Origin of the sequence: Veillonella seminalis, from assembly GCF_003992065.1 — a bacterium.
Lineage (GTDB): Bacteria > Bacillota > Negativicutes > Veillonellales > Veillonellaceae > Veillonella_A > Veillonella_A seminalis.
In genome coordinates this window covers 45,795-72,037 of the sequence record NZ_RQUZ01000013.1, presented here as the reverse complement: position 1 = coordinate 72,037, position 26,243 = coordinate 45,795, and the positions used below count along the sequence as shown (strand labels likewise).

Here is a 26,243-nt window from a genome sequence, read left to right as displayed (position 1 = left end):
CATCGCGTAGTTCGGGACGTAAGATTTTGCTTTGCAAAATCCACAGGCCCGAACACATAGGTAGTCGCTGATTGAAGTGAGTGCGACGCGCAAATTGTATTGCATCACTTTCTTTCGAGCCGAACGAAGTAAAGGCGAGAGTGATAAGGTAGTCGCTGATTAGAGCTGGACGTACTCAGCGTGCCTAACTAACATAAAACGCAGCGAGCGAAGCAATGCGGCCACCTGCTAAATAAATAGAGCATTAAGCCATTACAATACATACAATCATCATATAGTAGCCTCAATCGCAGCGAGCGAAGTAATGCGGTCACGCACTAAATAGAGCATTAACCCATTAGAGCTCATAGCATCACATGACAGACTATTCTGTAGCAAGCAAAGTAATGCACCCGCATTCTAAATCACGTATAATCTCTTCAACACACCTTCTGGTGTGTCTTTTTAATTTTCCTTATTGATTAATATTAGGCTATTTTACCTTATGAATACGTAGAAAATGGACTAAAATGGAATTCATTCAATCTTTACACTATTGCAATTGATAAAATAATGGATTAATATAGTAGTTAATTGATAATGTTAATGAAAATTTCATTAAAAATTAACTTTTTATCTTTTTATAACAGGTGTTTAATGAGGGGGATTTAGGGGTGTAATTATGTTAAAACAAAAATTGGGCGTTTCTAAAAAATAAAAAAAAGTATCGTTACGTGTTACAGCAACCTTATTGGCATTAATCAGCAGCTATTCATTCGTTTCGGCAGAAAAACTTGATTTGACAGCGAGTAATACAGCTAAACCAAATAATGTCCAATCATTAAATGGTAAGACGACTACTGCTATTGGTTTTGATAATTTTGCTAATAATGGAGCAACCAGCATTGGCTATTCAAATGAAGGGTGGACCTCCTCAGTGGTGGTTGGTAGTGGTAACTTCGGTGTTAACTCGGCTACTGTAATTGGGATTAATTCAAAAGCCGTTGGAGGTATAGCTATTGGCAAAGGTGCAATTGCCTCCCAATTTAATACCGGTGTAACGCTACAAAAACGTCATATTAATGAATATGCTACTGCTGTTGGGAATTCGTCCTTAGCCGTTGACGGGACATCTTTTGGCTATAATGCGAGATCTAATAATAGTGGTGTAGCTATAGGGGAGAGCTCTAATGCATTGAATGGCGGTACAGCACTTGGTAACGGGACTACTATTGGTGGCGCTACCTATGATCTTCATCGAGGCGGTGCAGTTGCTTTAGGTGATAGAGCTGTGGCGGATCGCACATTTGGTAAGTATGGATATATTCCATTTGATAAGAATTTTACTGCTGATTTAAGTCTGCGTTATGGTGATGCAAGAGCGAATGATATAGTATTAGCTAAAGCCAGTGGAGATGCAGCAGTTATTAAGACGGTCACTGATTTTTACAAAAATAATAATATATCTGCCGATACATATAGTGAATGGAAACGGTTACGTCAGACTTACATGGCATACTATCAGGGCTATAATCAGCAACTGGCCAAAATGACTACTACGACGTATGCTGATGAAGTTGCACGTGAAGCAGATTATAAGAATTTGCAGGCATGGGATAAGGCACAAAAAGATGCTAGTAGTGAGTTAGATGCCTTCGAAGCCGCTAATAACATAGATGAAAAAAGTGTTGCCGCTAAAAATTCTATTTTAGCTACCTATAAATCTACCGAAGGTGCAGTAAGTGTGGGCCGTTCTGCTGTTTATGATGCTAATGGAAACATTATTAGACAGGCTCAAACACGTCAAATTATTAACGTAGCAGCCGGTAGTGCCGATACTGATGCCGTTAATGTGGCTCAGTTAAAAACTGTAGTTTCAAAGGTAACTGAATTTAACAATGCCATAAATCAAAATATTACCGATCTTACGAATCGTGTAGATAACATTGACAAATCAGTTAGTAATTTAGTAAATAACAATAATTCAACCGGAGGACAAGGCAGTAATCAAGGTACTACTAATCCGGGTGATGATAGATCAGCCGATAACACCGGAAATACAGGTAACACAGGTGATACAGGCAATACAGGTGATACCGGGAAGACCGGTAGTACAGGTAATACAGGTAATACAGGAGATACAGGCAATACCGGGAATATAGGCAATACCGGTAATACAGGAGATACAGGCAATACCGGGAATATAGGCAATACCGGTAATACAGAAAATACGGGGAATACAGGTAATACAGGTAATACAGGCAGTACAGGTGTTGACGATAGTGGTGCTTCAAGCTCTGTCACAGCCGTAATCAATGATGTACCGACTGATCTTATAGTAGAAAACAGCATCACGGTAGGCGGTAATACCTACATTACCACTGACGGGATTAATGCTAATGGACAGGTAATCAGCAATGTAGGTGAAGCCCCGTTAGTAGCCGGTTCTATGAATGCGGCAACAGTTAATCAGGTTGTTACAGTTCGTGATGAATTGCAGAAATCTATCGACAATGTAGCAGCTCAAACGATGAGCAATAGTCAGCAGATTTCACGCTTAGGCACGGAAATCAATAGAGTAGCTGCCGGTTCGGCTGCATTAGCCGCTTTACATCCATTGGATTTTGATTCTGATGAAAAAGTATCTTTTGCCGTTGGCATGGGTGGTTATAAAGGTGAAAAAGCAGCAGCTGTAGGTGCATTCTATCGTCCTAATAACGATATCATGTTCAACATTGCAGCTTCGATAGGCAGTGGCGACGATATGTATAATGCAGGTGTTTCCTTCAAATTCGGTGAATTGTCCCCATATAACAATATGAGTAAAACTGAAATGGCTAATAAATTGGAAGCACAGGATCAGAAACTAGCGGTTCAAGAACAAGAGTATTGCTTCTTTACAAGCAGATAATGATGAATTGAAAGCTCGTTTGGCAAAATTGGAAGCAGCCCTTGCTAAATAAGATATTATATAGTTAATAAATAAAGGCATGGTCGTATTAGCGACCGTGCCTTTTATTTTATATGGCTACCACTTTATTAAACCTTCCAACCTTTACCTTTTTACCCCAATTATCTCCTCATGTGCTATAATTGTATAATAATAAACTTGAGAAGAAGAGGTGTTTTACATGAAAGCAGAAATTAAAGTTCGCGTTGGCGAACGCAAAGACATTCCAATATTACTAGACATTTACAACTATGAAGTAGTGCATGGTGTGGCAACTTTAGACATTGAACCGCGTACCATTGATGAATGGATTACTTGGTTTGAAAACCACAATATTAAAAACCATCCGCTCTTGGTAGCTGAAATTGATGGTAAAGTTTGCGGTTATGCAACGTTGTCCGAATATCGCAGCAAAGAAGCCTATGCCAGCACGGTGGAATTATCTATTTACATTGACCCGAACTATCGCGGTAAGGGCGTAGCCAGTCGCTTAATGGGGGATATTTTGCAATTGGCTAAAGACGATGACTCCATTCATCTCGTTGTATCTGTTATTACGGCAGGCAATGATGCGAGCGTATCGTTACATAACAAATTTAACTTTACATTCTCCGGTACTGTGCCTGAAGTAGGCATCAAAAAAGGCCGTTATCAGGATACGGAGACATACACATTATTAGTATAAAATAGGCATTACAATGGAGGGCTTACGCATGAAAACTTACTCATTTCACTATGGCAATCAAATGATTGATTGCAGCTTGGATGAAAAGAGAATTATTGGGGAATTACATATGGCAGAAACGCCGGTGATAGAAGATCCGGAAGCAGCGATTAAAGAGGCTTTGGCACATCCGATTGATTCCAAACCGTTCAAAGAACTCTTTAAAGCCGGCGAAACAGTGGCTATCATCGCCAATGATACGACCCGTATTGCCAATACCCATGTTTTCATGCCGATTATTCTTGATGAGTTGAACGAAGTGGGGATTCCTGACGAAAATATTAAGATTATATTCGCTTTAGGGACACATCGTGACATGACAGAGGCTGAAATGATTAGTGAGGTGGGGATAGAAGCAGCCGGTCGTGTTGCCATGTACAACTCCAGTTCGAAGAAAAAGGAAGATTTCGTACATGTGGGCACAACTTCCTTCGGTACCGATGTATGGCTCAATCGTCATGTAGTTGAAGCGGATCATATTATCTGTACGGGTTCTGTAGTACATCATTTCTTTGCCGGGTTCGGCGGCGGTCGTAAAGCCATTTTACCGGGCGTAGCTTCCTATGAAACGATTCGTCAAAACCACAGCCTCATGCTTGATGATAAAGCGACACTTGGTCATTTGGAAGGCAACCCTATCTATGATGACCAAATGGAAGGCGTGGCTATGTGCCCACCAACGTTCTTGCTCAATGTAGTGTTAAACGGTGAAAAAGAATTTACCGGCGTGTTTGCCGGTGATTATATTGCTGCACATAAAACTGCTTGCGATTTTGTAAATTCGCAAAACGGTGTAGTCATTGAACGACAGGCTCCAATTGTTATTGCCTCAACCGGCGGTTATCCAAAGGATATTAATATTTACCAGTCTCAAAAGACTATGGACAATGCGGTTCGTGCCGTAGCACTGGGCGGCGTAGTCATCTTATTGGCTGAATGCCGTGAAGGTTCCGGTTCGCCTATTTTTGATGAAACAGTGAATGATTTCCATTCTATACAGGCTATCGAAGATTCAGTTCGCCGTGACTTCCAGATTGGTCGTCATAAAGCGTATGCCGTTACTCGTTTGATGAAAAAAGCCGATTTCTACTTGATGTCCAGCCTCGATGACGAGTACGCCCGTAAAGCCTTTTTCACTCCGGTTCATTCTTTAGAAGAAGCATTGAAACTGGCTGAAGCAAAACTCGGTAAAGATGCTGAAATCTTGTTGATGCCACACGGTTCCTATACTGTGCCTATTTTGAAATAAAAGATAAAATTTAGCCAATAATCCATCAGTTTTACGGTTAGAATTGATGTAATCAGCTTAATTTTGTAAAAAAATAAATCAGAAAAACCTTGATATATAAAGGCTTCGCAGCCCCTAAGTTTAAAAAGATAGAAAATTTTAAATTTAGGGGTTGCATTTTTTTAGAGCATGCTTTATACTAAACAAAGTAAATGCATGTGCATGCATTTAGAGGAGGTGAGTTGATGGCTTTCATGAATCAATGGTTAGTCGATATAAGACGAGTTAAAGATATAACCGATGCATTGAGCAAAGAGTTAGAAGCGAGAACATCATTAACATTAAACGGGTATTACGTATTATACTTTTTGGCGCACAGCGAAGAAAAGAAAATGCGTTTGAATATATTGCAAGAGTATATGGGACTTAGCCAAAGTGCTATGTCGCGTATGATCGTTCGCATGGAAGGTAGCAATTGCGGCTCTATTCGACGGGTCGATTGCGATTGCGATAAACGAGGCGTTTATATCGCCATTACGGATTGTGGTTTGAAGAGACTGACAGAAGCGAAAACAGTTGTAGAAGAAGTGCTTCAGCGTTATTATAAGTAAGGCTGTATGAGACAACCGACCGGTAAATGGCCGGCTATGAAGTTAAGTAGCTGTCAGTAATTCCAATCTAAGCAGTAATGAGACGTGATTACTGCTTAGGTTGTTTACATATATTTTTTTACATAGATACATGCATGAGCATGCATATTAGTAAAAGCGTGCTTGTGGTGAAAATTTCAATAGGCAACACTATTGTTCAGATAGAGAAGAAATAATGACGTTTGAAATAGCCGTCATAGTCAGCAGATAAGGAGATTTATTTGATGAAACAGTTAACGGAACAAGTTAAATTAAGAAACGGTGTCGTATTGAAGAATCGTTTGGCTATTCCGCCAATGACGACGCGTATGAGTTATTATGACGGCACAGTGACCGGTGACGAAATTGCTTACTACGGCATGCGAACCGGCGGTGCAGGTTTATTCATTATCCAATCGTCGCACCGATAAATGGGGCGGCTCCATGGAAAAACGCTACACCTTTATTGAACGTGTCGTAGATGGTGTTATTGAAGTGGTTAAAGAATCCGGTAAAAAAGACTTCATCGTAGGTTATCGTTTCTCCCCACGTGAAGAAACCGATTCGGGCTTCAATTTGGAAGAAACTTTGTGGCTCGTTGATAAATTAGCCGACAAAGAATTAGATTACTTGCACATTTCCTTAACGCGCTATGATCGTGCTACTAATATAGCAAAATATGCCGACAAATCTATGTTGCAATATGTGTATGAAAAAATTAACGGTCGTTTACCGCTCGTTTCCGTAGGTGATATTCACACTCGCGAAGACGTGGAATGGGTTCTTCAGTACTCGGATATTGCCGCTATCGGCACCGGCGTATTGATCGACCCTAAATGGTTCCACAAAATTTTGGCTAACCGCGACAGCGAAATCCGCACTAAATTGAATTTGCAGGATAAAGATTTGCTTATGATTGCACCGGGGACGTATGCTTTTATGGAAATGAAAACCCCACATTTACTTGTTAAATAAGACAACGTGAATTGTTGTTAAAAACAGGCACAAGTTGCCTTGAGAATAATTACAGCCTCCGGCTTTTACATAGATAATCTGTTAATATAATATTGCGCCTTCCCTGAGAGGGAAGTTTATATAAATCAAAATCTGTTTCAGATTTAATATTGCACAATACACCGTAAGACGGCACGTATGGATGAGAGGCCATGCGCGTCACTTGCGGTGTTTTTGTCTTACTGCAATGGCTGGATTATAATGGCCAAATACTGTTTTAAAAAGTACAATTTAGCGTCTATAAAAAGATGATAAAACTTATCAGATGGAGTATAATAAAAGGTAGAAGTTTCGATATACTATCGGTACGGAATATCGCTATTAAGTCAGTGATAATAAAGCTTAGTGGTATTATCCGTATAAAAATATGAATAAATTCGTAGATTGATTATTTGATTTATAACATAAGGAGTATGATTATGATAAACTTTGTTGCTATTGACTTTGAAACAGCCAATAAATATGCGAACAGTGCTTGCTCGTTAGCTGTGGTAACCGTTGAAAACGGACAAATTACTAAACGCGGTTACAGTCTCATTAAACCGCCTTTCATGCAGTTCGATGAAGAATGTATCGCCATTCATGAGATTCAACCGCAGGAAGTCATGGATAAACCGACATTTGATAAATTATGGCCGGCTATTTATGAAAATCACCTAAAAGGTAAATTGGTCATTGCCCATAATGCGAAGTTTGATATCGGCGTATTACGAGCTACTTTGGATCATTATAATATTGAATGGCCGGAGCTCGATTTTACTTGTACGGTAAAAATTTCCAAACGCGTTTGGCCTGATTTGCAAAATCATAAATTAAATACATTGGCAGCTTATTTGGGTTATGAATTTAAACATCACTACGCTTTGGATGATGCGGAAATTTGTGCTCAGGTGGCTATTGCAGCCGCTAAAAAACGCGGTGTGCAGTCTATGGAACAGTTACTGGCTAATATCGGACTTGCTAAAGAATCTTTCATTACCGAAGATCGTCGTGAAAAAGTACAAGAAGAGGCAGCCGGTGAACAGATGTCGTTCTTTTAATCGATAATAATAGTTAGAGATGTGAATAGGTATTGGTATTTAGGTGCGGGGTGACGTATGAGCGACAAAATGGCAGTAATGAGTTATACGGGACGAGATATTTTAAAACATGTGGATCATACTTTGTTGAAGGCAACGGCTGATTGGGCAGCTATTCAGCAGTTAGTGGAAGAGGCAGTGGAATTTGAAACTGCCTCTGTTTGTATTCCGCCGTCCTATGTGAAACCGGTGTATGAAAAATACGGAGAAGAGGTAACAATCTGTACGGTTATCGGTTTTCCGTTGGGCTACATGACCACAGCAGCTAAAGTGGCGGAAACTAAGCAAGCTGTTGCCGACGGTGCTTCCGAGATTGATATGGTTATCAACTTAGGCATGGTTAAAAACGGCCATTATGCGAACGTAGTGGAAGAAATTAAGGCTATTAAAGCTGCCTGTGGTAAAACGGTGCTTAAAGTCATTATCGAAACCTGCTATTTAACAGAAGCTGAAAAAATCGCTCTTTGCCAAGCGGTAACGGATGGCGGTGCTGATTTTATAAAAACTTCAACCGGATTCGGCACAGCGGGAGCTACGCTGGATGATGTGTTACTATTCAAAAAACATATCGGTGCCGGGGTTAAAATTAAAGCCGCCGGCGGTATTCGCTCTATCGAAGACATGGTAGCGTATTTGACAGCCGGTTGTGATCGCATCGGCGCCAGTGCGGCCGTAGGTCTTTTAACGAATCGTTTGGATGAAACATTCAAGTCGGATACAATGTCGGAGAAATAGCGACGATATTTCATAGCGGTTGGCAACATGAGTACCGCTGCGGCGGTTTTCACGAAAACAGGTGATATTATGCATATGAATGAATTAATTATCAAAAAACGCAATGGCGAGGCTCATACGAAGGACGAGCTAAAGTACATCATAGATAATTACGTAAGCGGCAAGATTCCCGATTATCAGATGAGTGCCTGGCTCATGGCTGTCTATTTTCAAGGCATGACCGATGTGGAAACGGCCGATTTGACCATGATTATGGCGGAGTCGGGAGAACAAATCGACTTGAGTTCGATAGCAGGTATTAAGGTGGATAAACACAGTACCGGCGGTGTGGGCGACAAAACGACCTTTATTATTGCCTCAATCGTGGCGGCTTGCGGTGTGCCCGTAGCCAAAATGTCGGGCCGAGGCCTCGGTCATACGGGCGGCACTATAGATAAATTAGAATCTATTCCACATGTGAATGTGGCTCTTTCTAAAGATGAGTTTTTGGATATTGTCAAAAAAGTCGGCGTAGCCGTTACGGGGCAATCCGGTAATTTGGCACCGGCGGATAAATTGATGTATGCTCTGCGCGATGTGACGGGAACGGTGGACAGTATTCCGCTCATTGCCTCTTCCGTGATGAGTAAAAAATTAGCAGCCGGCAGTGATGCTATTTTGCTGGATGTTAAAGTCGGCAGCGGCGCTTTTATGAAAACGCTGGATGATGCGGTACGCTTGGCGGAAACGATGGTGGCTATCGGTAATCACAACGGACGTCAAACGGTGGCTCTTATTACCGATATGGATAGACCTTTGGGGCAGGCTATCGGCAATGCGACGGAAATCGCTGAAGTCGTGCAAGTCCTTCGCGGTGAAGGTCCTGCTGATTTGATTCAAGAATCAATAACGTTAGCGGCCAATATGCTGTATCTTGGCGGTAAAGGAGTCTATGAAGACTGTGTAACCATGGCAAAGGTTACATTGGCTAGCGGTCGCGGTTTTAATAAATTCGTTGAAATGGTAACTGCTCAAGGCGGTGATGCGTCCGTGTTAACTGATCCGAGTTTTGCCGAAGCGGCTTATAAAAAGGCTGTTACAGCACCTAAATCGGGGTATATTACGCATATGAATGCGGAAGCTTGCGGAAGGGCGGCTTTAGCTTTGGGAGCCGGACGTTATACAAAGACAGATACCATCGATTATAAGGCTGGAATTTGGATGCTTAAAAAGACAGGTGATGTAGTTACAGAAGACGAAGTTATTGCTTATCTGCAGAGTAGTTCGAAAAATACCTTGGCAGAAGGTGAAACGCGCTATTTAAATGCTTTGACGATTGAGGATGCACTACCGGCTAAACGGCCGTTGGTATTTGCCAGAGTTACGGTCGAAGGTACGGAACGGTATATATAATCACGAATAAGTGTAATCAATTATGAAATAATCCGAGGAGGATAACCATGGAAGCATGGCAACAAAAATTAATTGAGGCAGCCAAAGAGGCGGCCTTGCATTCATATAGTCCGTATTCAAATTTTCCTGTTGGGGCGGCGTTACTCAGTGAAAACGGTACGGTCATAACCGGCTGTAATGTAGAAAATGCTTCATATGGTCTCACCATGTGTGCCGAACGCGGTGCAATTCAGACTGCTATTGCGAAAGGTTATACATCGTTTAAGGCCATCGCTGTCGTCGGCTTGAAAAGTAATCCCTGTATGCCTTGCGGTGCTTGCCGGCAGGTAATGCTTGAATTCGATATTCCGCAGATTTTTCTGGAAGATGAAGCGGGGCAGGTTATAAGTTATACGATGGATGAATTGTTGCCGCACAGCTTCGGACCGAAAGACTTAGTGTGATATGAGCACTAAGTACTTTGTAAATGCGTCCTGTTCGGCGGCTGTGAATTTTACTTCGTAAAATTTTACGCAGCGAACTAAGAGATTCACACATGTTTATGCGTCACTTACGCTCCTTTAAACATGGTTCACTACTTAAAACATAATTCACTATTTAAAATATGGTTTGCTACTTAACTGCATAAAAAAATAGCCCGCTGAAGTGTTCAGATGAGAATCACTTCAGCGGGCTTTTAGTTGTATTTGTTGTTGTGTTTCAAATTATCTTACGATTTAGAATGCAGGTAAGATAGCGCCTTTGTATTTATCTTCAATGAATTTTTTAATTTCAGGAGATTGTAAGGCTTTCATTAATTTCTGGATTTCAGGACGATTTTCGTCGCCTTTGCGAATGGCAACGATGTTAGCATATGGGGAATCTTTATCTTCTAAGAATAAAGCACCTTTGAGTGGATCAAGACCTGCTTCCAAAGCGTAGTTAGTGTTGATAACAGCAAAAGCTACGTCATCTAAGCTGCGTGGTAACTGAGCAGCTTCTAATTCTACGACTTCAAGATTCTTAGGGTTGGAAACGATATCTGCTTTAGTAGCATAGATATTGTTAGGATCTTTCAAAGTGATAAGACCTGCTTTTTGTAAAAGAAGAAGGGCACGGCCGCCATTACTTGGATCATTTGGAATCGCTACTTTAGAGCCGTTAGGTAAAACGGCGTTCAAGTCTTTGTCGGTAATTGTTTTGGAGTAAATACCCATTGGTTCAATGTGAACTTTACCGGCAGATTGAAGACTTAAGTTATGTTCGCTATCGAACTTGTCAAGATAAGGCAAATGCTGGAAGAAGTTGGCATCCAATTCTTTGTCATTAAGTGCCAAGTTAGGTTTTACATAATCGGTGAATTCAACAATTTTAAGGTCAATACCTTCTTTTTCCAATAACGGTTTAACTTGTTCCAAGATTTCAGCATGTGGAACCGGTGATGCACCAACTGTAATCGTTGTTTTGCCGGAACTGCCGGCGGATGCTGTGTTGTCACTGCCACAACCGGCCAATAATAAGGCACTCCCCAAAATAGCAGCAGCTGCTAACGCAAATAATTTTCTCATATCTCTACCTCCTCAAAATAGAAAAACGGTTACGAAATGCATCGGGAATAAAAAAGGCGGCTCGGTAAAACCGAGTCGCCTACATTTAATTCGTATCTCTCGGTATATACCGCAGGATTTAGCACCATCGAATGGTTGCCGGATTTCACAGGGCCAGTCCCTCCATCACTCTCGATAACAGTCCGTATTTAATTCTTTCGTTAGTATAGCATGAGGGGACAAATTTGTAAAGGGGGAAAGAACAGAATTATCAAATGTGTGTAAAACCCTCATTTAGAAAGCCGGTAATACGGCCCCTTTGTATTTTTCTTCAATAAACTTTTTAATTTCAGGCGATTGAATAGATTTTACGAGTTTTTGAATCTCAGGGCGATTTTCATCCCCGGGACGAACGGCAATTAAGTTAGCATATGGAGAATCTTTGGAATCTAAGAATAAAGCATCGGCTAACGGATTTAATTGAGCACCCAGTGCATAGTTGGCGTTAATAACCGCAAGGTCGACATCACTAAGGCTTCTTGGTGTTTGCGCCGCATCCAGTTCAATAATGTCAAGGTTTTTAGGATTACCGACAATATCTAATTTGGTTGAATAAATATTATTAGGATCTTTTAACGTAATCAGACCCGCTTGTTGCAATAACTGTAAAGCACGGTCCGTGTTGGTCGGGTCATTTGGAATCGCAACTTTAGCACCGTTTGGAACCGATTGTTGTAAATTTTTGTCTTTAATTTTATTGGAGTAGATCCCCATTGGTTCGATGTGAACAGCACCGGCTGACACAAATTTCATATTATGTTCTTCTTCAAATTTTTTCATGAAAGGAATATGCTGATAGAAATTGGCGTCTAACTCTTTATCATGCAACGCAAGGTTAGGTTTGACATAGTCACTGAATTCAACGATTTTAAGGTCTACACCTTCTTTATCTAATTTGTCTTTTACCTGTTCCAGAATTTCAGCATGCGGAACAGGGGCGGCCCCTACAGTTAACGTTACTCTTTTGTCAGAGCCGGATGTGGCATTGCCTTGGTCACTGCCACATCCGGCAAGTAGTAGAGCACTGCCTAATACAAATGTGGCGGCTACGGATAAAAATTTCTTCATAGTTAAAATTCTACTTTTCTCTCAAATGAAATAATTGCAAACAGAAATTCATGCCTATTATTGCATCCCCGATACAAAAATAGGGTAGTGATGTGAGTAATAAAAAAACGATGACCGTTTATTCCTATGTCATCGTTACCTCTTTGTTATCTCTCGGTACATGCCGCAGGAATTAGCACCATCGAATGGTTGCCGGATTTCATAGGGCCAGTCCCTCCATCACTCTTGATAATATCGCTATTGAATTTCTTTTTTGTGATTATAGCATGAGCAAATCATACTTGCAAAGTAGGAAAAATAAAATTTAAAAATACTTTGAAAAATATATTTAGAAAATATAAATGATATGCTCATAGTGGAAGTGGGAGTGTAAATGGACGTGGAAAAAGAAATAGCAAGGGACGGTCCGGATTTCAATGATATAAGGCAAATAAAAAGTGCAACAACGCAAGGCTGCTGCACTTTTTTATTGGTTGTGAGGTTTTGTTGTTTATTAGTAGGTATTGATTGGTCTTTATTTACCAAAGCTGTTGAGGTTGATAGAGGTTGTTTGAAGTATTATAAAGCTTTTGGTAAAGTGAAGAACCAAATCTGGCTTTGCTGTTCGCCCGGAGCATTTTTCTTAAGGCTGATGGTTACGTCATGAGGTGTTTTGTCTTCATCATAAATCATGACTTTTTTGTCAGCGTCATACGTGTAGTCGTCTAATTCAGGTTTGGCTACCGCTTTGTCTTCTAAGTTGATGTCCATACCGAAGTCATTGTCGTTAACAACTACGATAGTTTTGCGGTCAGGCAAGAGAGCAAGGCCTTCGGCTTTTTCAATATCCCAACCTTGAGCACGTAAGTCGAGTACGAGTTCTTTATGAGCCGGAACGATTTGGCCGTCTAAAAGACCAAGTTCGAGATCGCCATTGTTAGGAATAGGGGTAGCACCGTTAAGGTCTACTTTGTAAATGAGGTTCTGCATTTTGCCGTTTTGTTTGCCTTGTTCAATCATGAGGAACTGGCCGTTGCCGATAGAGGTAATATCGCCGATTTTGGCAGCACCGGTGTTTTTATAACCTGTATCTACAGGGTAAGCATACATAGTGGTAGCTTTGGTTACCGGGTTGAGTTCAACGATGCGGATATATTTGGCTGTTTTGGCAGTTTTACCGTTAATATCCATCGGGCTTTGAATGAAAGCGAATACATTGCCGTTTTCATCAACGGTAACGCCTTCACTGCCGCGGTTAGGTACACGGTTGGCTAAAATTGAAGGTAAGCCCATGCCCGGACCGTATTTTTCAATAATATTGCCTTTTTTGTCTGCTTTGGCTACAAATGGACCGTATTCGTCACTGATCCAGAAGTTACCGTCTTTATCGAGGGAGATACCTTCCGTATCGAGACCGTTTACGTCAGTGCCCAAGTTGTTCATGTTGAAATCTAAGGCTACTTCATTGGTAGAGCCCGTAAGACCGGATGGAACCGGTTTGCCGGTAATAGCTTTACCGTTAACTTTCAATGGAATAGATTTGATGATGTCGGCACGATCTTTGGCCGGATTAACTTTAATAATGCCGATGCTAGGTGTGAAGTTTGGTGTTGGGAAAAATTTCCCGGATACTTTTTTACCGTCTTTCACATAGGTTGGAATGTCGCCGTTAGGACCGCGGTCGGTGATGGCATAGAATTCCATTGTGCCGTCTTTGTTGATCGATTTTAAAGCAAGAGCGGAGCCGTAACCGGGGTTGATTTTGTGGTTAAAAGCGGCTTCATTGCCGGCATAAGGCAATTGGAATTTGTCAGCATTGACGATGTAGGATGTTGTTTGTACACCATCAGCCGCAAAGCCGATGCCTCCTATGGTTGTAAGAGTCATACCTAGGGCGAGTAAGCACTTCCATTGTTTTTTCATTTTCATCATGCACCTCCAGAAAATTATGTATTTCGCATATGTAAGCTGATTATATCAAGGGATTATCAATGATTCGTAATGAAAAAGTAAGGAGTATGTAAAATAGTAGAGTAAATAATGAAGTTAAAAGCAGACATGAAAAAAGAGCTATCTGATTAATCAGATAGCTCTTCTAGACCTGGCGGAGAGAGAGGGATTTGAACCCTCGGTACGGTATCACCGCACACATGATTTCCAATCATGCTCCTTAAGCCGCTCGGACACCTCTCCATGTCGTGTAACGTACTTTAATAGTATAAGGGAAAGTAAATAACTTGTCAATCACGAAATTATAAATTTACGAAGATTTTGGTGTCGAAAAGATTTTATATTTATATTAAACGGATATTATGTGAACTTGTTGCGTTTTAATCCGGGGCAGGACCGGGTTACGAGTAGTTTTGCAGTTCCAGCTGATAGTAGGCTAAGGTAATTTCTTCTTTTGAAAAATCGAATAACTCTTTAATGGTTACGTCGAGAATATTGGCAAGGGTAATTAATATATCCAGCGTTACACCCTCGATGCGGTAGCCCCGTTCGAGTTTCGAGATGTAACTGACACTAATACCTGTTTCTCTGGCTAAGTCTTTTTGCAACCAACCTTTGCTTTTGCGTAAATGTGAAATCTTACAGCCCAGGCAATGATATAGGGCATCACCGTGCGGATCTCCGTCGCCGGGAACCTTCACGTCAATTCTTGGAGTCCAAAGTTTTGAGAATGCCAGCACACTGTCGTCTTCGTTTAACAGTTTGAAGTGGGCTCGTCGGGCAATCATTCGGCGTGCTGTGCGTTGAGCCAATCTTGAAGATTCAGTGGCTTCAGCAACATGAGGACTTCTTAATTCAGGAGTAACATACTTTTTTTCTTTGTCTTTAGGATTCACCACATACGCCTCCCCGTTGTGGTATATTCTATGCAATAGAGAAGGATAGCCGCAGGATGATGACTGACTCCTACATTGAACATTACAAAGAATATAAACATTTCAAAATTATGTATAATTTATAATAATGTCTATATCATACGCCTTAATTACTGCTTTGTCTAACAGTTTTTGGTTCTAATGGGGAGGTAATTATGCTTATTATGTCTGTGACTGTCATGTTTTCAGCAATTAATTAAGGACGACATACTTTACAAGGTACGTAGCCACTGTTGACTGCCGCATCACGACTATCAAAATACACATGGTTTGCCGGGCTTATTTTTTGAGCTTACTTGCAGCCGTCATAGTGGAATTTTGCCGTTCGTGAATTCCCCGTGTACGCAAAGGCCGGTAAAGCCATAGTGATTAACAATGTCGCTACAGTTACAGATTTAAGAAATAAATTCATACCGGTCACAACCTTTCTTTGTTGTCTATAAAAGAATAGTCAGCCAAATGGGCTGCTATTTAAAACCAAGCATAAGTTGAATGTGAAGGGCAGTATATTTGGTGCAAAGCCGATAAGCTGATTTTAATATAATTCCGGCCGTCTGTCTCTAAACACATTAATCTTATTCCGAATTTCCTGAATGACACTCAAATTAATGGTGCCGATGGCAATTTCTTCGTCTTTACCGAGGTGGAGAATTTCTTCACCCCACGGATCGAGGAGTAAAGAATTACCGGCTGCTTCCACTTTGCCGATGTGACCGGACGAGTTCACGGCACATAAGAACACCTGGTTTTCAATGGCGCGGACTGTGTTCAAAAGTTCCCAATGACGAAGACGTAAGGTTGGCCATTCGGCCGGTACGAAGAATAAATCGACACCTTCCACGGTTGTCTTGCGGATGATTTCCGGGAAGCGAATATCATAGCAAATGACGCTGGAACAAGGAATTTCGTCTAAGAAGAAACGATGTGTATGGTCACCGCTTTGGAAGTACTGATCTTCTTTGGCCGGTGAGAATCCGTGAAGCTTGTCGAATTCTGAGATTACAGTGCCTTTACGGTCAACGATGAAGGTGGTGTTATATACTTTATTATTACGTAAGGTGGCGACTGAGCCGCCCACGATATTGATGTCATGCTTTTTTGCCAGTTCACTGAGCATGGTTTTAGTGCGCTCACCATTTGCATCGGCTTCTTGCGGTAGCTTTTCCGTCATTTTAAAGCCGGTGTTCCAGGTTTCGGGAAGCACGATGATGTCCGGTTTGGATTCTGCTGCAGTATTGATTAATTCTGCCGCGTGGGCGTAGTTTCGTTCAACTTCGCCGGCTGCGATATTCATTTGCAAAAGGGCGATTTTCTTTTCCATAAGATAAAAACTCCTTTCTGATTTTTTACAAATAACTTCATCTGAGTTTATTGCTTTAATGTTATATTTATTATTCGAATATACTTAGAGTATAGGAGCCGATTTGATTCGCTGTCAATAGGCATAGCGCATTTCTTTGTGATATAATATAGAGTGTATAAATGTTTTTAGAAGACAATTGAATAAGTAGGAGGCTTATTATGAAACGTTTCATATTGGTCTTGGGCTTAATGTGGGGGCTTATGATGCTAATCGCCGGCTGTGCGGCCGATACAAAAGAGCCGGCTCCCGATGCGGCAAAACCGGCTGCAGTTAAGACAGAGACTACAGTGGCTACAGCGGTACCTAAAGGGATTCCGGTACTCATGTATCACAAAGTGGGACCCGATGCAGACAATGATGCGGTAATTCGAGAAGACTTATTCCGAGCGCAAATGAAGTTATTGCATGACAAAGGCTTCAATCCGATTACGATGGAACAATTAAATGATTATGTTCGTCATGGTAAAGCAGTACCGGTAAAGCCGGTCGTACTTACCTTTGATGACGGTTATGCCGATACGTACAGTATCGTATATCCGGTGCTTAAAGAATACGGATTTGCCGCTACGGTGTATGTAAATCCGGGTGATGTAGGCACACGGTTGACTTGGGATCAGATTAAAGAAATGCAAAAAGGCGGCGTGACGATTGCCAGCCATGGCTATGATCATGTGCGTATGAACGAATTGTCGGATAAAGAACAGTTGGCTAATATTGTGAAAGCGCAAACGGCTCTTAAAGAGCAGTTGGGTATCGACAATAAATGGTTCTGTTATCCATATGGTCGTCAAGATGATTATACGCAAAAAGTAGCCGAAGAAAATGGTATTTTGCTTGCTGTAACCATGAATCCGGGTTGGGTTCACCAAGGTGATAATCCGTATGCTTTACATCGTATTTGGATAGGTAATGCGGTAGATTTGGCTCATTTTGAAGAGCGTATTACGACTGAGGATTATACCGATTTATAGAAGATAGGAGTAAAGGATGAAACGATTTTTTAGCAGAGGGTGGGTAAAATTTATACTCGTAATGTTTATTTTTACCGCAGTAACATCACCGATTGTTGTGTTGTTCGGCCCTTTTGATAATCTGAAACGAACCGTTGTGGGGGCGATTATGCGTTCGCGTCATCCACAGTATATAACTTGGTTGTTTAATCAAGACGAAATCAATATGATTCTGGGCACCGTAGGTACGGTACGGAGTCAGGACTTATTCAAATTTAAAGCTCGTGAGGATACGACGCTTAAATTGCGTAAGATTGAATCCACTCGTTATGTGGGGTATGTATTGGAGATTCCGGATCCTCGTCGTGTTAAAGTAGCTACGGCTAAAAACATTCAGGAAAAAGGGGAAACAGTAAGTAATATTGCCAAGGATAATGATGCGGTAGCGGCTATTAACGCCGGCGGCTTCCATGATCCGAACGGTACCGGTACGGGTCGTTTGCCATATGGTTTCATTATGCAGGACGGCAATTATGTTATCGGTAAAGATGTAGGACCTGATGAAGCGGTTGATTTTGTCGGCTTTACGAAACAGGGCAACTTGATTGCCGGTACGTATACTAAGATGGAATTGTCCGATATGGATGCGGTTGAAGGGATTACATTCGGACCGCCGCTTATTGTTGACGGCAAAAAGATGATTACCGACGGTGACGGCGGTTGGGGCATCGGCCCGCGTACGGCTATCGGTCAGAAAAAAGACGGTACGGTTATTTTCGTTGTTATCGACGGACGTCAACCGGGCTATTCTACGGGGGCCACGCTTCGTGACGTACAGGATGTACTCTATGAAGAAGGCGCTTACATTGCGGCCAACTTGGATGGCGGATCCAGTACGACCTTGTATTATAACGGCAAAGTTGTGAATAAGCCGGCAGATTTATTGGGTGAGCGGATGATTCCGACTGCCTTTATTGTTGAATAGGAGGGGCTATGGCATCGTTTGGTAAAATAATGACAGCTTTTGCACTGGGCTTGGCCTTGCAGGGCGGCATCTATTACTACTTAGATCAAGTTTACTTCGCCCCGACTACGGATTTTGAAGTAACGGCCAGTGACGGTCAGGAAAAAGACGGTAATTTCCCTGATGTAGGGGACGGTAATAAATATTACTCCGAAGGTCATAAGTATATGGCCGTGGTAACTCAGGATTCCGTTAAAGTTTATAAGTCCGGTGATAAAACACCGACCAATATTGATTTAAAAGGACGTCAGGTAAGCTATTTCGAATGGTTGCCGGATCGTGACTTGGCTATTATGGGCCTTTATGGCGGTACATCGGGCAATGTGGTACTCGCTCGATTTGACCCGGAAAGTCCGGAACATGAAGTGGATACGACCATGGAAGATTTGCCGTCTGACAGCAAAATCGTGGATGCTGCGTTCTCCACAGCGACTAACGTGGTGTACATGAAAATTAAAGTGGCTGATAATGCGTACCGTATTTACCGTACGGATGCGAACTATGATACGCGCCGCGTTTATATGCAGGCATCCAATATCGGTCGTATTGCCGTTTTCTATGATGAAGATATTTTCTTCTATGATAATGTGCGTACCGGTGATGTGTTTATGTTTAACGGCACCGAAGGGGGCTGGCGTGTTATTAATCCGCCGGGCCGTTATCGTTTGATCGGTGTAGATAAAGACAAGGATATTTATATCGCTAAAGTAGATGAGGACGACAAAGCATTATCGGTAATGCAGGGCCGTCTCGGCGTAGGTTTTGAAACGGTAGATACGTTTGCTACACCACAGGATTTAAAAGACATTACGGTTGCTTCCATTCAGAAAACGATTGAAGACAAACGTTCGAGTACCGGCGGTGACAATAAAAAGTAATAAATAGAGCATAAACAGACTTTTGGTGTTAATTATGAGGTTTATGCATAGGTAAGAGAAAAAGGTCTGCTGTAGCAGGCCTTTTCTCGTTTTATAGTTGAAAGGAAGAGTATTATGGCTAAATTTAAAATTCAAAAAGGCTTGAGTGATGCCGATATGTTCAAAAATGTAAAGGAAGAAGAAACCTTTGAGACCGCCATGCTTAAAGGGGAAGCGGCTGCCCGTCGTCCGGCACCGTTAAGAAAGTCGCCGGCAAACAGTCAGGAAGCCTTTTATCGTGAGTTTTTGACGGAAAAAGTGGAAACGCAAATCGGTAAACTTTTATTGGATATCAAGATGGAATATTATAAAGACGGTTACGGTGATTTTTCTATTCAAGTTAAGAAAGATGGTCGCAATATTCTAATTGAAACAGCTCCTAAAAAAAATAAATAATAAATATAAATATATATTTATGAGTAATCCGTATTGTAAATATGTTGACAAAGAAAGTCATTAGTAGTCTAATAGATATGTGAGACGAATACAGAGACTGCCTTTGAGGCAGACAGCAGGTATCCGTCATAAGCGTAATTTAAGAGGATATGAATTGTAAACATCTGTAAAATGTGGAAGGTTTTATGGAGTGGCAGTGAACAATTCATCTCGACAGTGAAGGAGAAGGAGTTATGAAAGCGAAAAAAGTAAGAATCATGGAAACCGTCCTCCGCGATGGTCATCAATCCATTTTGGCAACTCGTATGCGTACCAGCCAGATGTTGCCTGTATTGGAAAAATTGGATGCGGTAGGTTATGAAGCATTGGAATGTTGGGGCGGCGCAACATTTGACAGCTGCCTTCGTTTCTTGGACGAAGATCCATGGCAACGTCTTCGCACGTTAAAAGCTCATCTTAAAAATACTCCATTGCAGATGTTGTTACGTGGTCAGAACTTATTGGGCTACAAACACTACGCTGATGATGTAGTAGAAGCATTCGTTAAAAAAGCTAAAGAAAACGGTATCGATCGTATCCGTATTTTCGACGCTTTGAACGACCCTCGCAACATGGAAGCTGCTATTAAAGCAGGTAAAAAAGCAGGCGTTCATGTACAAGGTACTATGGTTTACACTATCAGCCCTGTACACACCAACCAGATGTTCGTTGATGTAGCCAAAGAATTAAAAGAAATGGGCATGGATTCTTTATGTATTAAAGATATGTCCGGTTTGTTGGCTCCATACGATGCAGTATCCTTGATTCAGGATCTTAAAAAAGCATTGGGCGAAGACATGATGATCGACTTACACAGTCACTTCACTTGCGGTCTTGCCAGCGCTACTTACTTAAAAGCAGTTGAAGCCGGTGTTGACGTAATCGATACAGCTTTAAGCCCATTCGGTCATGCAACTTCCCAGCCTGCAACTGAAAGTATCGTTGAAATGTTCCGCGGTACTGAATATGATACCGGTTTGGATTTAGCCGCTCTTCGTGAATTGGCTGAATACTTCCGTGGCGTTCGCAAAGAAATCGCTGATGAATTCGGCATTACTCCTGCACATGAAGTATTACCTGAAGTTCGTCATTACCAGATTCCTGGCGGCATGTTGTCCAACACTCAGAACCAGCTTCGTGAAATGGGCATGGCTGACAAATTCTTTGATGTTATGAACGAAATGCCTAAAGTTCGTGCTGAACTCGGTTACCCTCCATTGGTAACTCCTACCAGCCAGATCGTTGGTACTATGGCTATGATGAACGTTAACTTCATGGCAAACGGAATGGAACGTTACACTATGACTCCTAGCGAAGTTAAAGATTTGGTACGCGGTAAATATGGTCGTTTACCTGCACCTATCAGCGAAGATATTCGTAAGAAAATCATCGGCGACGAAGAACCTATTACTTGCCGTCCTGCTGACCTTATCCAACCTGAATTGGAAATGTATCGTCAGAAATTGGGCGAACTTGGTTACCAGAATTTCACTGATGAAGACGTATTGTCCTATGCTATGTTCCCTGAAGTAGCTTTACAGTTCTTCGAAAAACACAGCAAACAAGTTATTCTTAAAGAAATCGACCTTCCACGCGAATAATTTGTAACAAATGAACTTAGCTGACAGATTGTCAGTCTAAATAAATAACCATGTTGCTCTAAAGCCTGTACTGTTTGTACGGAACCTTGAGTAACATGGTTATTTTTATATTGGTATTTAATAGTATTTGCCTCATTTGAGGCATAATAGAACGGTTCTCCCGGTTGCAGTTAATACTGCAGCTTAGAGAACCGTTTTTTCCTATAATCCCTATTTCACGACGCGCATCATGAAAATAGGGATTTCTTCGTATTGTAAATTTGTATCTTGTTGTACATAAGGACGCACATCGGGAACAAGACTTACTTCGTGAGCACCCAGTTGTTTACAGGTTTTTAAATCCCAGGCCGGGCGTGTTTCTTGACTAATGGCCAAACTGTTTTTGATGGCCGTACATTCATCGAGAATATGACCGTCTACATTGGCGTGAACATGACCTTCGTTACGGGCAAAGGTTGTTTTGCCGTAGTCGGAATCAAAGTTTAAAATAACACCGCTTGGTTTTAGAACGCGAAGCCATTCCGTATACGCTGCTTTCGGATCCGGCAAAGTCCAGGTGAGATTGCGGCTCAAGACGGCATCGAAGGTGCCGTCCTCATAGGCGAGCTTCGTGGCATCCATTTTTTCAAAGGTAGCCGTGCTATGAAAGGTGGAGGCATTTTGTCGGGCATGATTGACCATTTGCTGAGACATATCAATCCCGGTTACGGTATGTCCGTGATGGCACAGCAAAAATGTGAAGAACCCTGTGCCGGTTCCTACATCTAAGATTCTAAGGGGCCTGTCGAGGGGGATATGCTGAGCCAATAAGGCGTGCCACGCTTTGGCGTTAGGGCTTTTTAATTCTTGTAGACGCAGTTCATTAAAGGCTTCGCTGCGTTTATCCCAATAAGATTCTATTCGTTGATTTATATCCATGACAGACTCCTGTTCGTACAATCTTGTTATTTTGCTGATTAACCGGAACAGTATCCGGTTCATATTATGACATAAAATATTTCTATAGAATAGTATAGAGGAAATTCAAGAGTAAAAAAAGCGGGGGTGGGGGTTATTTTTGAAAAAAGTATCCCCTAGGGTGGCTTTTCAAAGTAGTCGATAGTGGGTACACTAATATAAAGAAGATGAATTTAGCTTGCAATTAAATTTTTTAAATAAAAGTCATATAGGATTTTACACAAGTCGATTTAAAGCTTAGTGATACATATAAAGTTTGACTTATAGATTTAGGGGGTGTGACGGTGCCAGACAAAGAAAATATTGACGTGCATGAATTCAGTCCATCCCATACTAAAAATACGTTACGGCATATAGTTGCTAATCGCTTGCAGCCACTGTGGCAGATATTGGGCATACTTTGGCTCGTAGCCACCATTACTTTTGGTTTAATGCAACTAACCAATGATGATGTAGTTGACCGGGTGTTTACGCAACAGCAAAGCTTATCGCTTGAAGCGCAAGCCGATAAGCGAGCAGAATTAGGTCTTACGGCACCGGTGTGGTTACAATATAGCCGTTGGCTGGGGAGAGGTTTACAGGGCGATTTCGGGCAGTCTATGGTAACCGGGGAGGCGGTAAGCTCCATATTATGGTTAAAGTTGCCGGCCACCTTACTCCTTATGTGCAGTGCCGTGGGAATTACGTTATTGGTAGCTATCCCGTTGGGGCTGTGGACGGCTCATAAAGCCGGTAGCATGGGCGATAAATTCGTGCGAAGCCTTACGCTTTTTGGCAATACTATGCCCAATTTCTTTACAGCCTTATTGCTCCTGTATGTGGTAGCTTTGAAGTTAAATTGGTTGCCCGTTATAGCACGCCATAATGATCCGGCCGCGTTAATCTTGCCTACGTTAACATTAGTTTGGTCCATGAGTGCCAAATATATTCAGCAAGTGAGAGCCCTTGCCTTAGATGAATTGGCTAAACCGTATATTATAGGCCTTCGAACCCGCGGTTTAAGTTGGTTTACGATTCTTACCCGTTATATTTTACGAGCCATAGCCGGCCCGTTGGTAGCCCTTGTAGCTCTATCCTGCGGTTCCCTCTTGGGCGGGGTGACGATTGTAGAAACCATTTTTATGTGGGACGGTGTGGGCAAAATGGCGTTTGATGCCATTACGGCGCGTGATTATCCTGTATTGCAAGCCTATGTGATTTGGTTGGCCGCACTTTATTTAGTATTGAATTGGGGTGCCGATGTTTTGCAAAAAAGACTGAATCGCAGCCAACGTAAGGAGGCCGGCGATGAAATATAAAGATTTTAGCGGTGTCTTTATCGGTTTTATTGTCTTAATCGGGTTGCTGGTTATGGCACCGCAATTATGGCCTTTTGATCCGTATAAACAGGTGTTAACTGATGTGTTGCAGGCACCCGGTGGCACACATTGGTTTGGTACCGATCAATACGGACGTGATGTGTTGGCTCGTGTATTGGCCGGTGGGCGGATTACCGTAGGCCTTACGTTAGGAATTACGGTAACGATTGCCGTCATGGGAACCGTATTGGGGATTGTGAGCGCCTATGCAGGCGGTTTGGTAAGCCAGCTCATCACAACCGGTATTAATGTGTCCCTGGCCGTGCCGTCTTTGGTATTTGCGTTGGCTATTGCCGCGGTGTTGGGCGGCGGCATGGGGAATGCGGCATTGGCTCTTATTTGTGTGGCTTGGCCGAAATACGCTCGTTTGGCACGGAGTTTGACGTTACAAATTAAAGCGGCGCCGTATATAAAAATCTCAGAATTGCAGGGACAGTCTAAGGGCGGTATTTTTTATCATCATATATTACCGCAAATTGCCGGACCTTTGGCAGTAACGGCGGTCCTTGATATTGGTGTGATTCTTATGGAGCTGGCCGGTCTGTCCTTCTTGGGACTGGGGGCGATGCCGCCTATGGCCGAATGGGGCAGTATGCTCAGTTTGAATCGCAGCTTATTACAGACGGCACCGTGGCTCTTGTGGGCCCCGGGCGGCGCGATTGTATTAACCGTGGCGTATTTTCACTATGTGGGGGAAACCTTGCGGAAATATTTGAACAAGCGGTAAGTAATGGACATAGAGATATAGTGTTTATCAGGTCTTTAGAATTAAGTTTTATAGTGGTGTGTAGATATGGAGGTTACTCATGGGATTACAGCGTAGGGCCCAATTGCACGGTTTTTGGCAAAGTATGATCATCATGATGTGTGTTATTATAGGCGTTTTAATCGGCGGTTGCGGTAGCAATGATACGGCTACGGGCAGTAAAATTTTGCATTACGGTACGACGGCGTACGGACCGGCCATGGAAAATGCCGGGTTAAATCCTCATGAATCGTATCAAGGCTGGAGTGCGGTGCGCTACGGTGTAGCGGAAACGCTGGTTCGTTTTAATGATGCTATGGAGGTTAAGCCTTGGTTGGCCGATTCGTGGCAATTTGTTGATGCCCATACGGTGAAACTGCATATTCGGGATAAAGTGACGTTTTCAAACGGTAAGCCGTTAACGGCTGAGGCAGTGAAAGCAAATTTTGAAGATTTGTTGGCCGTTCACAACAGGGCACCTAAAGATTTGGGCATTCAAGCTATGCAGGCAGACGGTCAATATCTTACGATTCGTTCGGCTAATCCGGCCACTGTACTACTGACATACTTGGCAGATCCGTACAGTGCGATTATTGATGTTTCTGAAAAACCGAAAGACGGTCTATATATCGGTACCGGTCCGTTCAAAGCCACTAAGGTTACGGAAAAATCGGTCAGCCTCGTACGCAATGATTCATACTGGGGCGGCAAGCCTAAATTGGACGGTGTTGAAGTAGTACGTATAACGGAAGGCGATACGCTTACTATGGCTTTGCAAAAAGGCGATATTGATGTGGCTCAGGGACTCCCTTATAGCAGCTTAGATTTATTTAAGGATACGAAAGCCTATACCATTAGTTCCATGCCTACATCACGGGTGTATCAGGTAGCTTTCAACTTTGACAGTCCGGCTATGCAGGATAAGGCAGTTCGCGAAGCTATTGCTATGAGCATTGATAAAACCCAGTTTGCCGATGTATTGTTAAAAGGCAACGGTTTGGCTGCCGTAGGTCCGTTCCCAAGCAATACTGCCTTAGGCCACATGAAATTGACGGCTCCGGCATATAATATTGAAGCCGCTAAAAAGCTGTTGGCGGATGCCGGTTATCGCGATACGGACGGTGACGGTTATGTCGATAAAAACGGCCGGCCTCTCACGGTACGTTGGTTGACGTATACCTCGCGTCAAGAATTGCCTGTATTGGCGGAAGCCGCCCAAGCTACGCTTAAAGAAGTTGGTATTAAAGTGGAAGTCAATGCCACCGATGCTTATCGCAGCGTTTTAAAACAGGGCAACTATGATGTGTTTGCCAAGGCTTTTGTTACGGCACCGACCGGAGAAGGTTCGTATTATTTTAAAACGAATGTATTGGCAGATGCCGTAGATAATGTGGGGCATTACAATAATCCGCGTATTCAGGAATTAATGGCACAACTGGATCAAACGACGGAACCGGCAGTGCGTCAGGCGATTTTCCAAGAAATGACTCAGACTGTACTCGATGATGCGGCTTTTATCTACGTGGCCCATCTTAAAATGAATCTTGTTATGAAACATAAGGTCGTTAACTTTAAAGCATCGCCGACCGATTATTATGAACTTAACAAAGATGTAGATATGTAAAGTTGCCGGAAGGGGGTGAAG

The 26,243-nt window shown here is 42.2% G+C and carries 25 protein-coding genes, 1 tRNA gene and 2 riboswitches; of the genes, 18 read left to right on the top strand and 8 right to left on the bottom strand.

The window, feature by feature from the left end; translation table 11 throughout:
- Positions 1-778 precede the first annotated feature (778 nt).
- The 10 genes from EO126_RS09335 to EO126_RS09295 all read left to right on the top strand — a co-directional run bounded on the left by EO126_RS09335 (position 779) and on the right by EO126_RS09295 (position 10,173).
- A complete protein-coding gene (locus tag EO126_RS09335) occupies positions 779-2,890 on the top strand; it encodes a YadA-like family protein (RefSeq protein WP_127008614.1) in 2,112 nt (703 codons plus the stop codon).
- Positions 2,891-3,110: 220 nt separating this feature from the next.
- On the top strand, positions 3,111-3,614 hold the full coding sequence (locus EO126_RS09330) for a GNAT family N-acetyltransferase (protein WP_127008612.1): 504 nt from the start codon (positions 3,111-3,113) through the stop codon (positions 3,612-3,614).
- A 28-nt stretch (positions 3,615-3,642) separates the two neighbouring features.
- Positions 3,643-4,902 (top strand): nickel-dependent lactate racemase family protein, encoded by a 1,260-nt coding sequence (locus EO126_RS09325; RefSeq protein ID WP_127008610.1) that lies wholly within the window; start codon positions 3,643-3,645, stop codon positions 4,900-4,902.
- Between the two features lie 224 nt (positions 4,903-5,126).
- Positions 5,127-5,492 carry a MarR family winged helix-turn-helix transcriptional regulator gene (locus EO126_RS09320; RefSeq protein WP_127008608.1) on the top strand — a complete coding sequence of 122 codons (366 nt, stop codon included), beginning with the start codon at positions 5,127-5,129 and terminating at the stop codon, positions 5,490-5,492.
- A gap of 263 nt (positions 5,493-5,755) precedes the next feature.
- The gene (locus EO126_RS10845) at positions 5,756-5,941 is read left to right on the top strand and encodes a hypothetical protein (protein WP_006556212.1); all 186 of its coding nucleotides are present in this window, start codon (positions 5,756-5,758) and stop codon (positions 5,939-5,941) included.
- Positions 5,904-6,485 carry an oxidoreductase gene (locus tag EO126_RS09315; RefSeq protein WP_206168765.1) on the top strand — a complete coding sequence of 194 codons (582 nt, stop codon included), beginning with the start codon at positions 5,904-5,906 and terminating at the stop codon, positions 6,483-6,485. Before EO126_RS10845 ends, EO126_RS09315 begins: the two co-directional genes overlap by 38 nt.
- 458 nt (positions 6,486-6,943) lie before the next feature.
- Entirely contained in the window at positions 6,944-7,564 is a 621-nt protein-coding gene (locus tag EO126_RS09310; protein ID WP_006556214.1) for a 3'-5' exonuclease, read from the top strand.
- Between the two features lie 57 nt (positions 7,565-7,621).
- Positions 7,622-8,338, top strand: coding sequence for a deoxyribose-phosphate aldolase (deoC, locus tag EO126_RS09305; protein WP_225723690.1), 717 nt, complete (start codon positions 7,622-7,624; stop codon positions 8,336-8,338).
- A 75-nt stretch (positions 8,339-8,413) separates the two neighbouring features.
- Positions 8,414-9,730, top strand: a complete 1,317-nt coding sequence (locus EO126_RS09300) for a thymidine phosphorylase (RefSeq protein WP_231160805.1) — start codon at positions 8,414-8,416, stop codon at positions 9,728-9,730.
- 47 nt (positions 9,731-9,777) lie between these two features.
- Positions 9,778-10,173, top strand: a complete 396-nt coding sequence (locus EO126_RS09295) for a cytidine deaminase (RefSeq protein ID WP_006556217.1) — start codon at positions 9,778-9,780, stop codon at positions 10,171-10,173.
- A 273-nt stretch (positions 10,174-10,446) separates the two neighbouring features.
- Here EO126_RS09295 and EO126_RS09290 read toward each other — a convergent pair whose 3' ends face one another.
- The 7 genes from EO126_RS09290 to EO126_RS09260 all read right to left on the bottom strand — a co-directional run bounded on the left by EO126_RS09290 (position 10,447) and on the right by EO126_RS09260 (position 16,569).
- On the bottom strand, positions 10,447-11,277 hold the full coding sequence (locus EO126_RS09290; protein ID WP_127008606.1) for a MetQ/NlpA family ABC transporter substrate-binding protein: 831 nt from the start codon (positions 11,275-11,277) through the stop codon (positions 10,447-10,449).
- Positions 11,278-11,366: 89 nt separating this feature from the next.
- Positions 11,367-11,458, bottom strand: a riboswitch (SAM riboswitch).
- A 92-nt stretch (positions 11,459-11,550) separates the two neighbouring features.
- On the bottom strand, positions 11,551-12,384 hold the full coding sequence (locus EO126_RS09285) for a MetQ/NlpA family ABC transporter substrate-binding protein (RefSeq protein ID WP_127008605.1): 834 nt from the start codon (positions 12,382-12,384) through the stop codon (positions 11,551-11,553).
- Between the two features lie 143 nt (positions 12,385-12,527).
- A riboswitch (SAM riboswitch) is annotated at positions 12,528-12,619 on the bottom strand.
- A 323-nt stretch (positions 12,620-12,942) separates the two neighbouring features.
- Entirely contained in the window at positions 12,943-14,292 is a 1,350-nt protein-coding gene (locus tag EO126_RS09280; protein ID WP_164726736.1) for an esterase-like activity of phytase family protein, read from the bottom strand.
- Positions 14,293-14,465: 173 nt separating this feature from the next.
- Positions 14,466-14,556, bottom strand: a tRNA-Ser gene (locus EO126_RS09275).
- Positions 14,557-14,714: 158 nt separating this feature from the next.
- A complete protein-coding gene (locus EO126_RS09270; RefSeq protein WP_051018257.1) occupies positions 14,715-15,209 on the bottom strand; it encodes a helix-turn-helix domain-containing protein in 495 nt (164 codons plus the stop codon).
- 235 nt (positions 15,210-15,444) lie between these two features.
- The gene (locus EO126_RS10985) at positions 15,445-15,531 is read right to left on the bottom strand and encodes an Ada metal-binding domain-containing protein (protein ID WP_330939615.1); all 87 of its coding nucleotides are present in this window, start codon (positions 15,529-15,531) and stop codon (positions 15,445-15,447) included.
- 252 nt (positions 15,532-15,783) lie between these two features.
- Complete coding sequence (locus tag EO126_RS09260; protein WP_127008603.1) at positions 15,784-16,569, bottom strand: carbon-nitrogen family hydrolase; 786 nt, start codon at positions 16,567-16,569, stop codon at positions 15,784-15,786.
- Between the two features lie 200 nt (positions 16,570-16,769).
- Between EO126_RS09260 and EO126_RS09255 the strand changes: the two genes are divergently transcribed.
- The 5 genes from EO126_RS09255 (at position 16,770) to EO126_RS09235 (ending at position 21,538) form a co-directional block, all read left to right on the top strand.
- Entirely contained in the window at positions 16,770-17,582 is an 813-nt protein-coding gene (locus EO126_RS09255) for a polysaccharide deacetylase family protein (RefSeq protein WP_006556224.1), read from the top strand.
- A gap of 16 nt (positions 17,583-17,598) precedes the next feature.
- Positions 17,599-18,546, top strand: coding sequence for a phosphodiester glycosidase family protein (locus EO126_RS09250; protein ID WP_006556225.1), 948 nt, complete (start codon positions 17,599-17,601; stop codon positions 18,544-18,546).
- Positions 18,547-18,554: 8 nt separating this feature from the next.
- Positions 18,555-19,463 carry a hypothetical protein gene (locus EO126_RS09245; RefSeq protein WP_006556226.1) on the top strand — a complete coding sequence of 303 codons (909 nt, stop codon included), beginning with the start codon at positions 18,555-18,557 and terminating at the stop codon, positions 19,461-19,463.
- Positions 19,464-19,577: 114 nt separating this feature from the next.
- Positions 19,578-19,898 (top strand): hypothetical protein, encoded by a 321-nt coding sequence (locus EO126_RS09240; RefSeq protein ID WP_006556227.1) that lies wholly within the window; start codon positions 19,578-19,580, stop codon positions 19,896-19,898.
- Positions 19,899-20,131: 233 nt separating this feature from the next.
- Positions 20,132-21,538 carry a pyruvate carboxylase subunit B gene (locus EO126_RS09235; RefSeq protein WP_006556228.1) on the top strand — a complete coding sequence of 469 codons (1,407 nt, stop codon included), beginning with the start codon at positions 20,132-20,134 and terminating at the stop codon, positions 21,536-21,538.
- 210 nt (positions 21,539-21,748) lie between these two features.
- On the opposite strand, the gene EO126_RS09230 is transcribed toward EO126_RS09235, so the two are convergent.
- Complete coding sequence (locus EO126_RS09230) at positions 21,749-22,456, bottom strand: class I SAM-dependent methyltransferase (RefSeq protein WP_164726735.1); 708 nt, start codon at positions 22,454-22,456, stop codon at positions 21,749-21,751.
- A gap of 323 nt (positions 22,457-22,779) precedes the next feature.
- On the opposite strand from EO126_RS09230, the gene EO126_RS09225 reads away from it, so the two are divergent.
- The 3 genes from EO126_RS09225 (at position 22,780) to EO126_RS09215 (ending at position 26,222) form a co-directional block, all read left to right on the top strand.
- Positions 22,780-23,793, top strand: coding sequence for an ABC transporter permease (locus EO126_RS09225; RefSeq protein ID WP_127008601.1), 1,014 nt, complete (start codon positions 22,780-22,782; stop codon positions 23,791-23,793).
- A complete protein-coding gene (locus EO126_RS09220; RefSeq protein ID WP_127008600.1) occupies positions 23,783-24,580 on the top strand; it encodes an ABC transporter permease in 798 nt (265 codons plus the stop codon). The genes EO126_RS09225 and EO126_RS09220 overlap by 11 nt, the downstream gene beginning before the upstream one ends.
- Positions 24,581-24,659: 79 nt before the next feature.
- Positions 24,660-26,222 carry an ABC transporter substrate-binding protein gene (locus EO126_RS09215; RefSeq protein WP_127008599.1) on the top strand — a complete coding sequence of 521 codons (1,563 nt, stop codon included), beginning with the start codon at positions 24,660-24,662 and terminating at the stop codon, positions 26,220-26,222.
- Positions 26,223-26,243: the final 21 nt, after the last annotated feature.

Bases quoted from the DNA above. Each gene is read 5' to 3' on its own strand.
- EO126_RS09330 (WP_127008612.1), top strand. From the start codon at position 3,111: ATGAAAGCAGAAATTAAAGTTCGCGTTGGCGAACGCAAAGACATTCCA.
- EO126_RS09325 (WP_127008610.1), top strand. From the start codon at position 3,643: ATGAAAACTTACTCATTTCACTATGGCAATCAAATGATTGATTGCAGC.
- EO126_RS09320 (WP_127008608.1), top strand. From the start codon at position 5,127: ATGGCTTTCATGAATCAATGGTTAGTCGATATAAGACGAGTTAAAGAT.
- EO126_RS10845 (WP_006556212.1), top strand. From the start codon at position 5,756: ATGAAACAGTTAACGGAACAAGTTAAATTAAGAAACGGTGTCGTATTG.
- EO126_RS09310 (WP_006556214.1), top strand. From the start codon at position 6,944: ATGATAAACTTTGTTGCTATTGACTTTGAAACAGCCAATAAATATGCG.
- deoC (WP_225723690.1), top strand. From the start codon at position 7,622: ATGAGCGACAAAATGGCAGTAATGAGTTATACGGGACGAGATATTTTA.
- EO126_RS09300 (WP_231160805.1), top strand. From the start codon at position 8,414: ATGAATGAATTAATTATCAAAAAACGCAATGGCGAGGCTCATACGAAG.
- EO126_RS09295 (WP_006556217.1), top strand. From the start codon at position 9,778: ATGGAAGCATGGCAACAAAAATTAATTGAGGCAGCCAAAGAGGCGGCC.
- EO126_RS09290 (WP_127008606.1), bottom strand. From the start codon at position 11,277: ATGAGAAAATTATTTGCGTTAGCAGCTGCTGCTATTTTGGGGAGTGCC.
- EO126_RS09285 (WP_127008605.1), bottom strand. From the start codon at position 12,384: ATGAAGAAATTTTTATCCGTAGCCGCCACATTTGTATTAGGCAGTGCT.
- EO126_RS09280 (WP_164726736.1), bottom strand. From the start codon at position 14,292: ATGAAAATGAAAAAACAATGGAAGTGCTTACTCGCCCTAGGTATGACT.
- EO126_RS09260 (WP_127008603.1), bottom strand. From the start codon at position 16,569: ATGGAAAAGAAAATCGCCCTTTTGCAAATGAATATCGCAGCCGGCGAA.
- EO126_RS09255 (WP_006556224.1), top strand. From the start codon at position 16,770: ATGAAACGTTTCATATTGGTCTTGGGCTTAATGTGGGGGCTTATGATG.
- EO126_RS09250 (WP_006556225.1), top strand. From the start codon at position 17,599: ATGAAACGATTTTTTAGCAGAGGGTGGGTAAAATTTATACTCGTAATG.
- EO126_RS09245 (WP_006556226.1), top strand. From the start codon at position 18,555: ATGGCATCGTTTGGTAAAATAATGACAGCTTTTGCACTGGGCTTGGCC.
- EO126_RS09240 (WP_006556227.1), top strand. From the start codon at position 19,578: ATGGCTAAATTTAAAATTCAAAAAGGCTTGAGTGATGCCGATATGTTC.
- EO126_RS09235 (WP_006556228.1), top strand. From the start codon at position 20,132: ATGAAAGCGAAAAAAGTAAGAATCATGGAAACCGTCCTCCGCGATGGT.
- EO126_RS09230 (WP_164726735.1), bottom strand. From the start codon at position 22,456: ATGGATATAAATCAACGAATAGAATCTTATTGGGATAAACGCAGCGAA.
- EO126_RS09220 (WP_127008600.1), top strand. From the start codon at position 23,783: ATGAAATATAAAGATTTTAGCGGTGTCTTTATCGGTTTTATTGTCTTA.
- EO126_RS09215 (WP_127008599.1), top strand. From the start codon at position 24,660: ATGGGATTACAGCGTAGGGCCCAATTGCACGGTTTTTGGCAAAGTATG.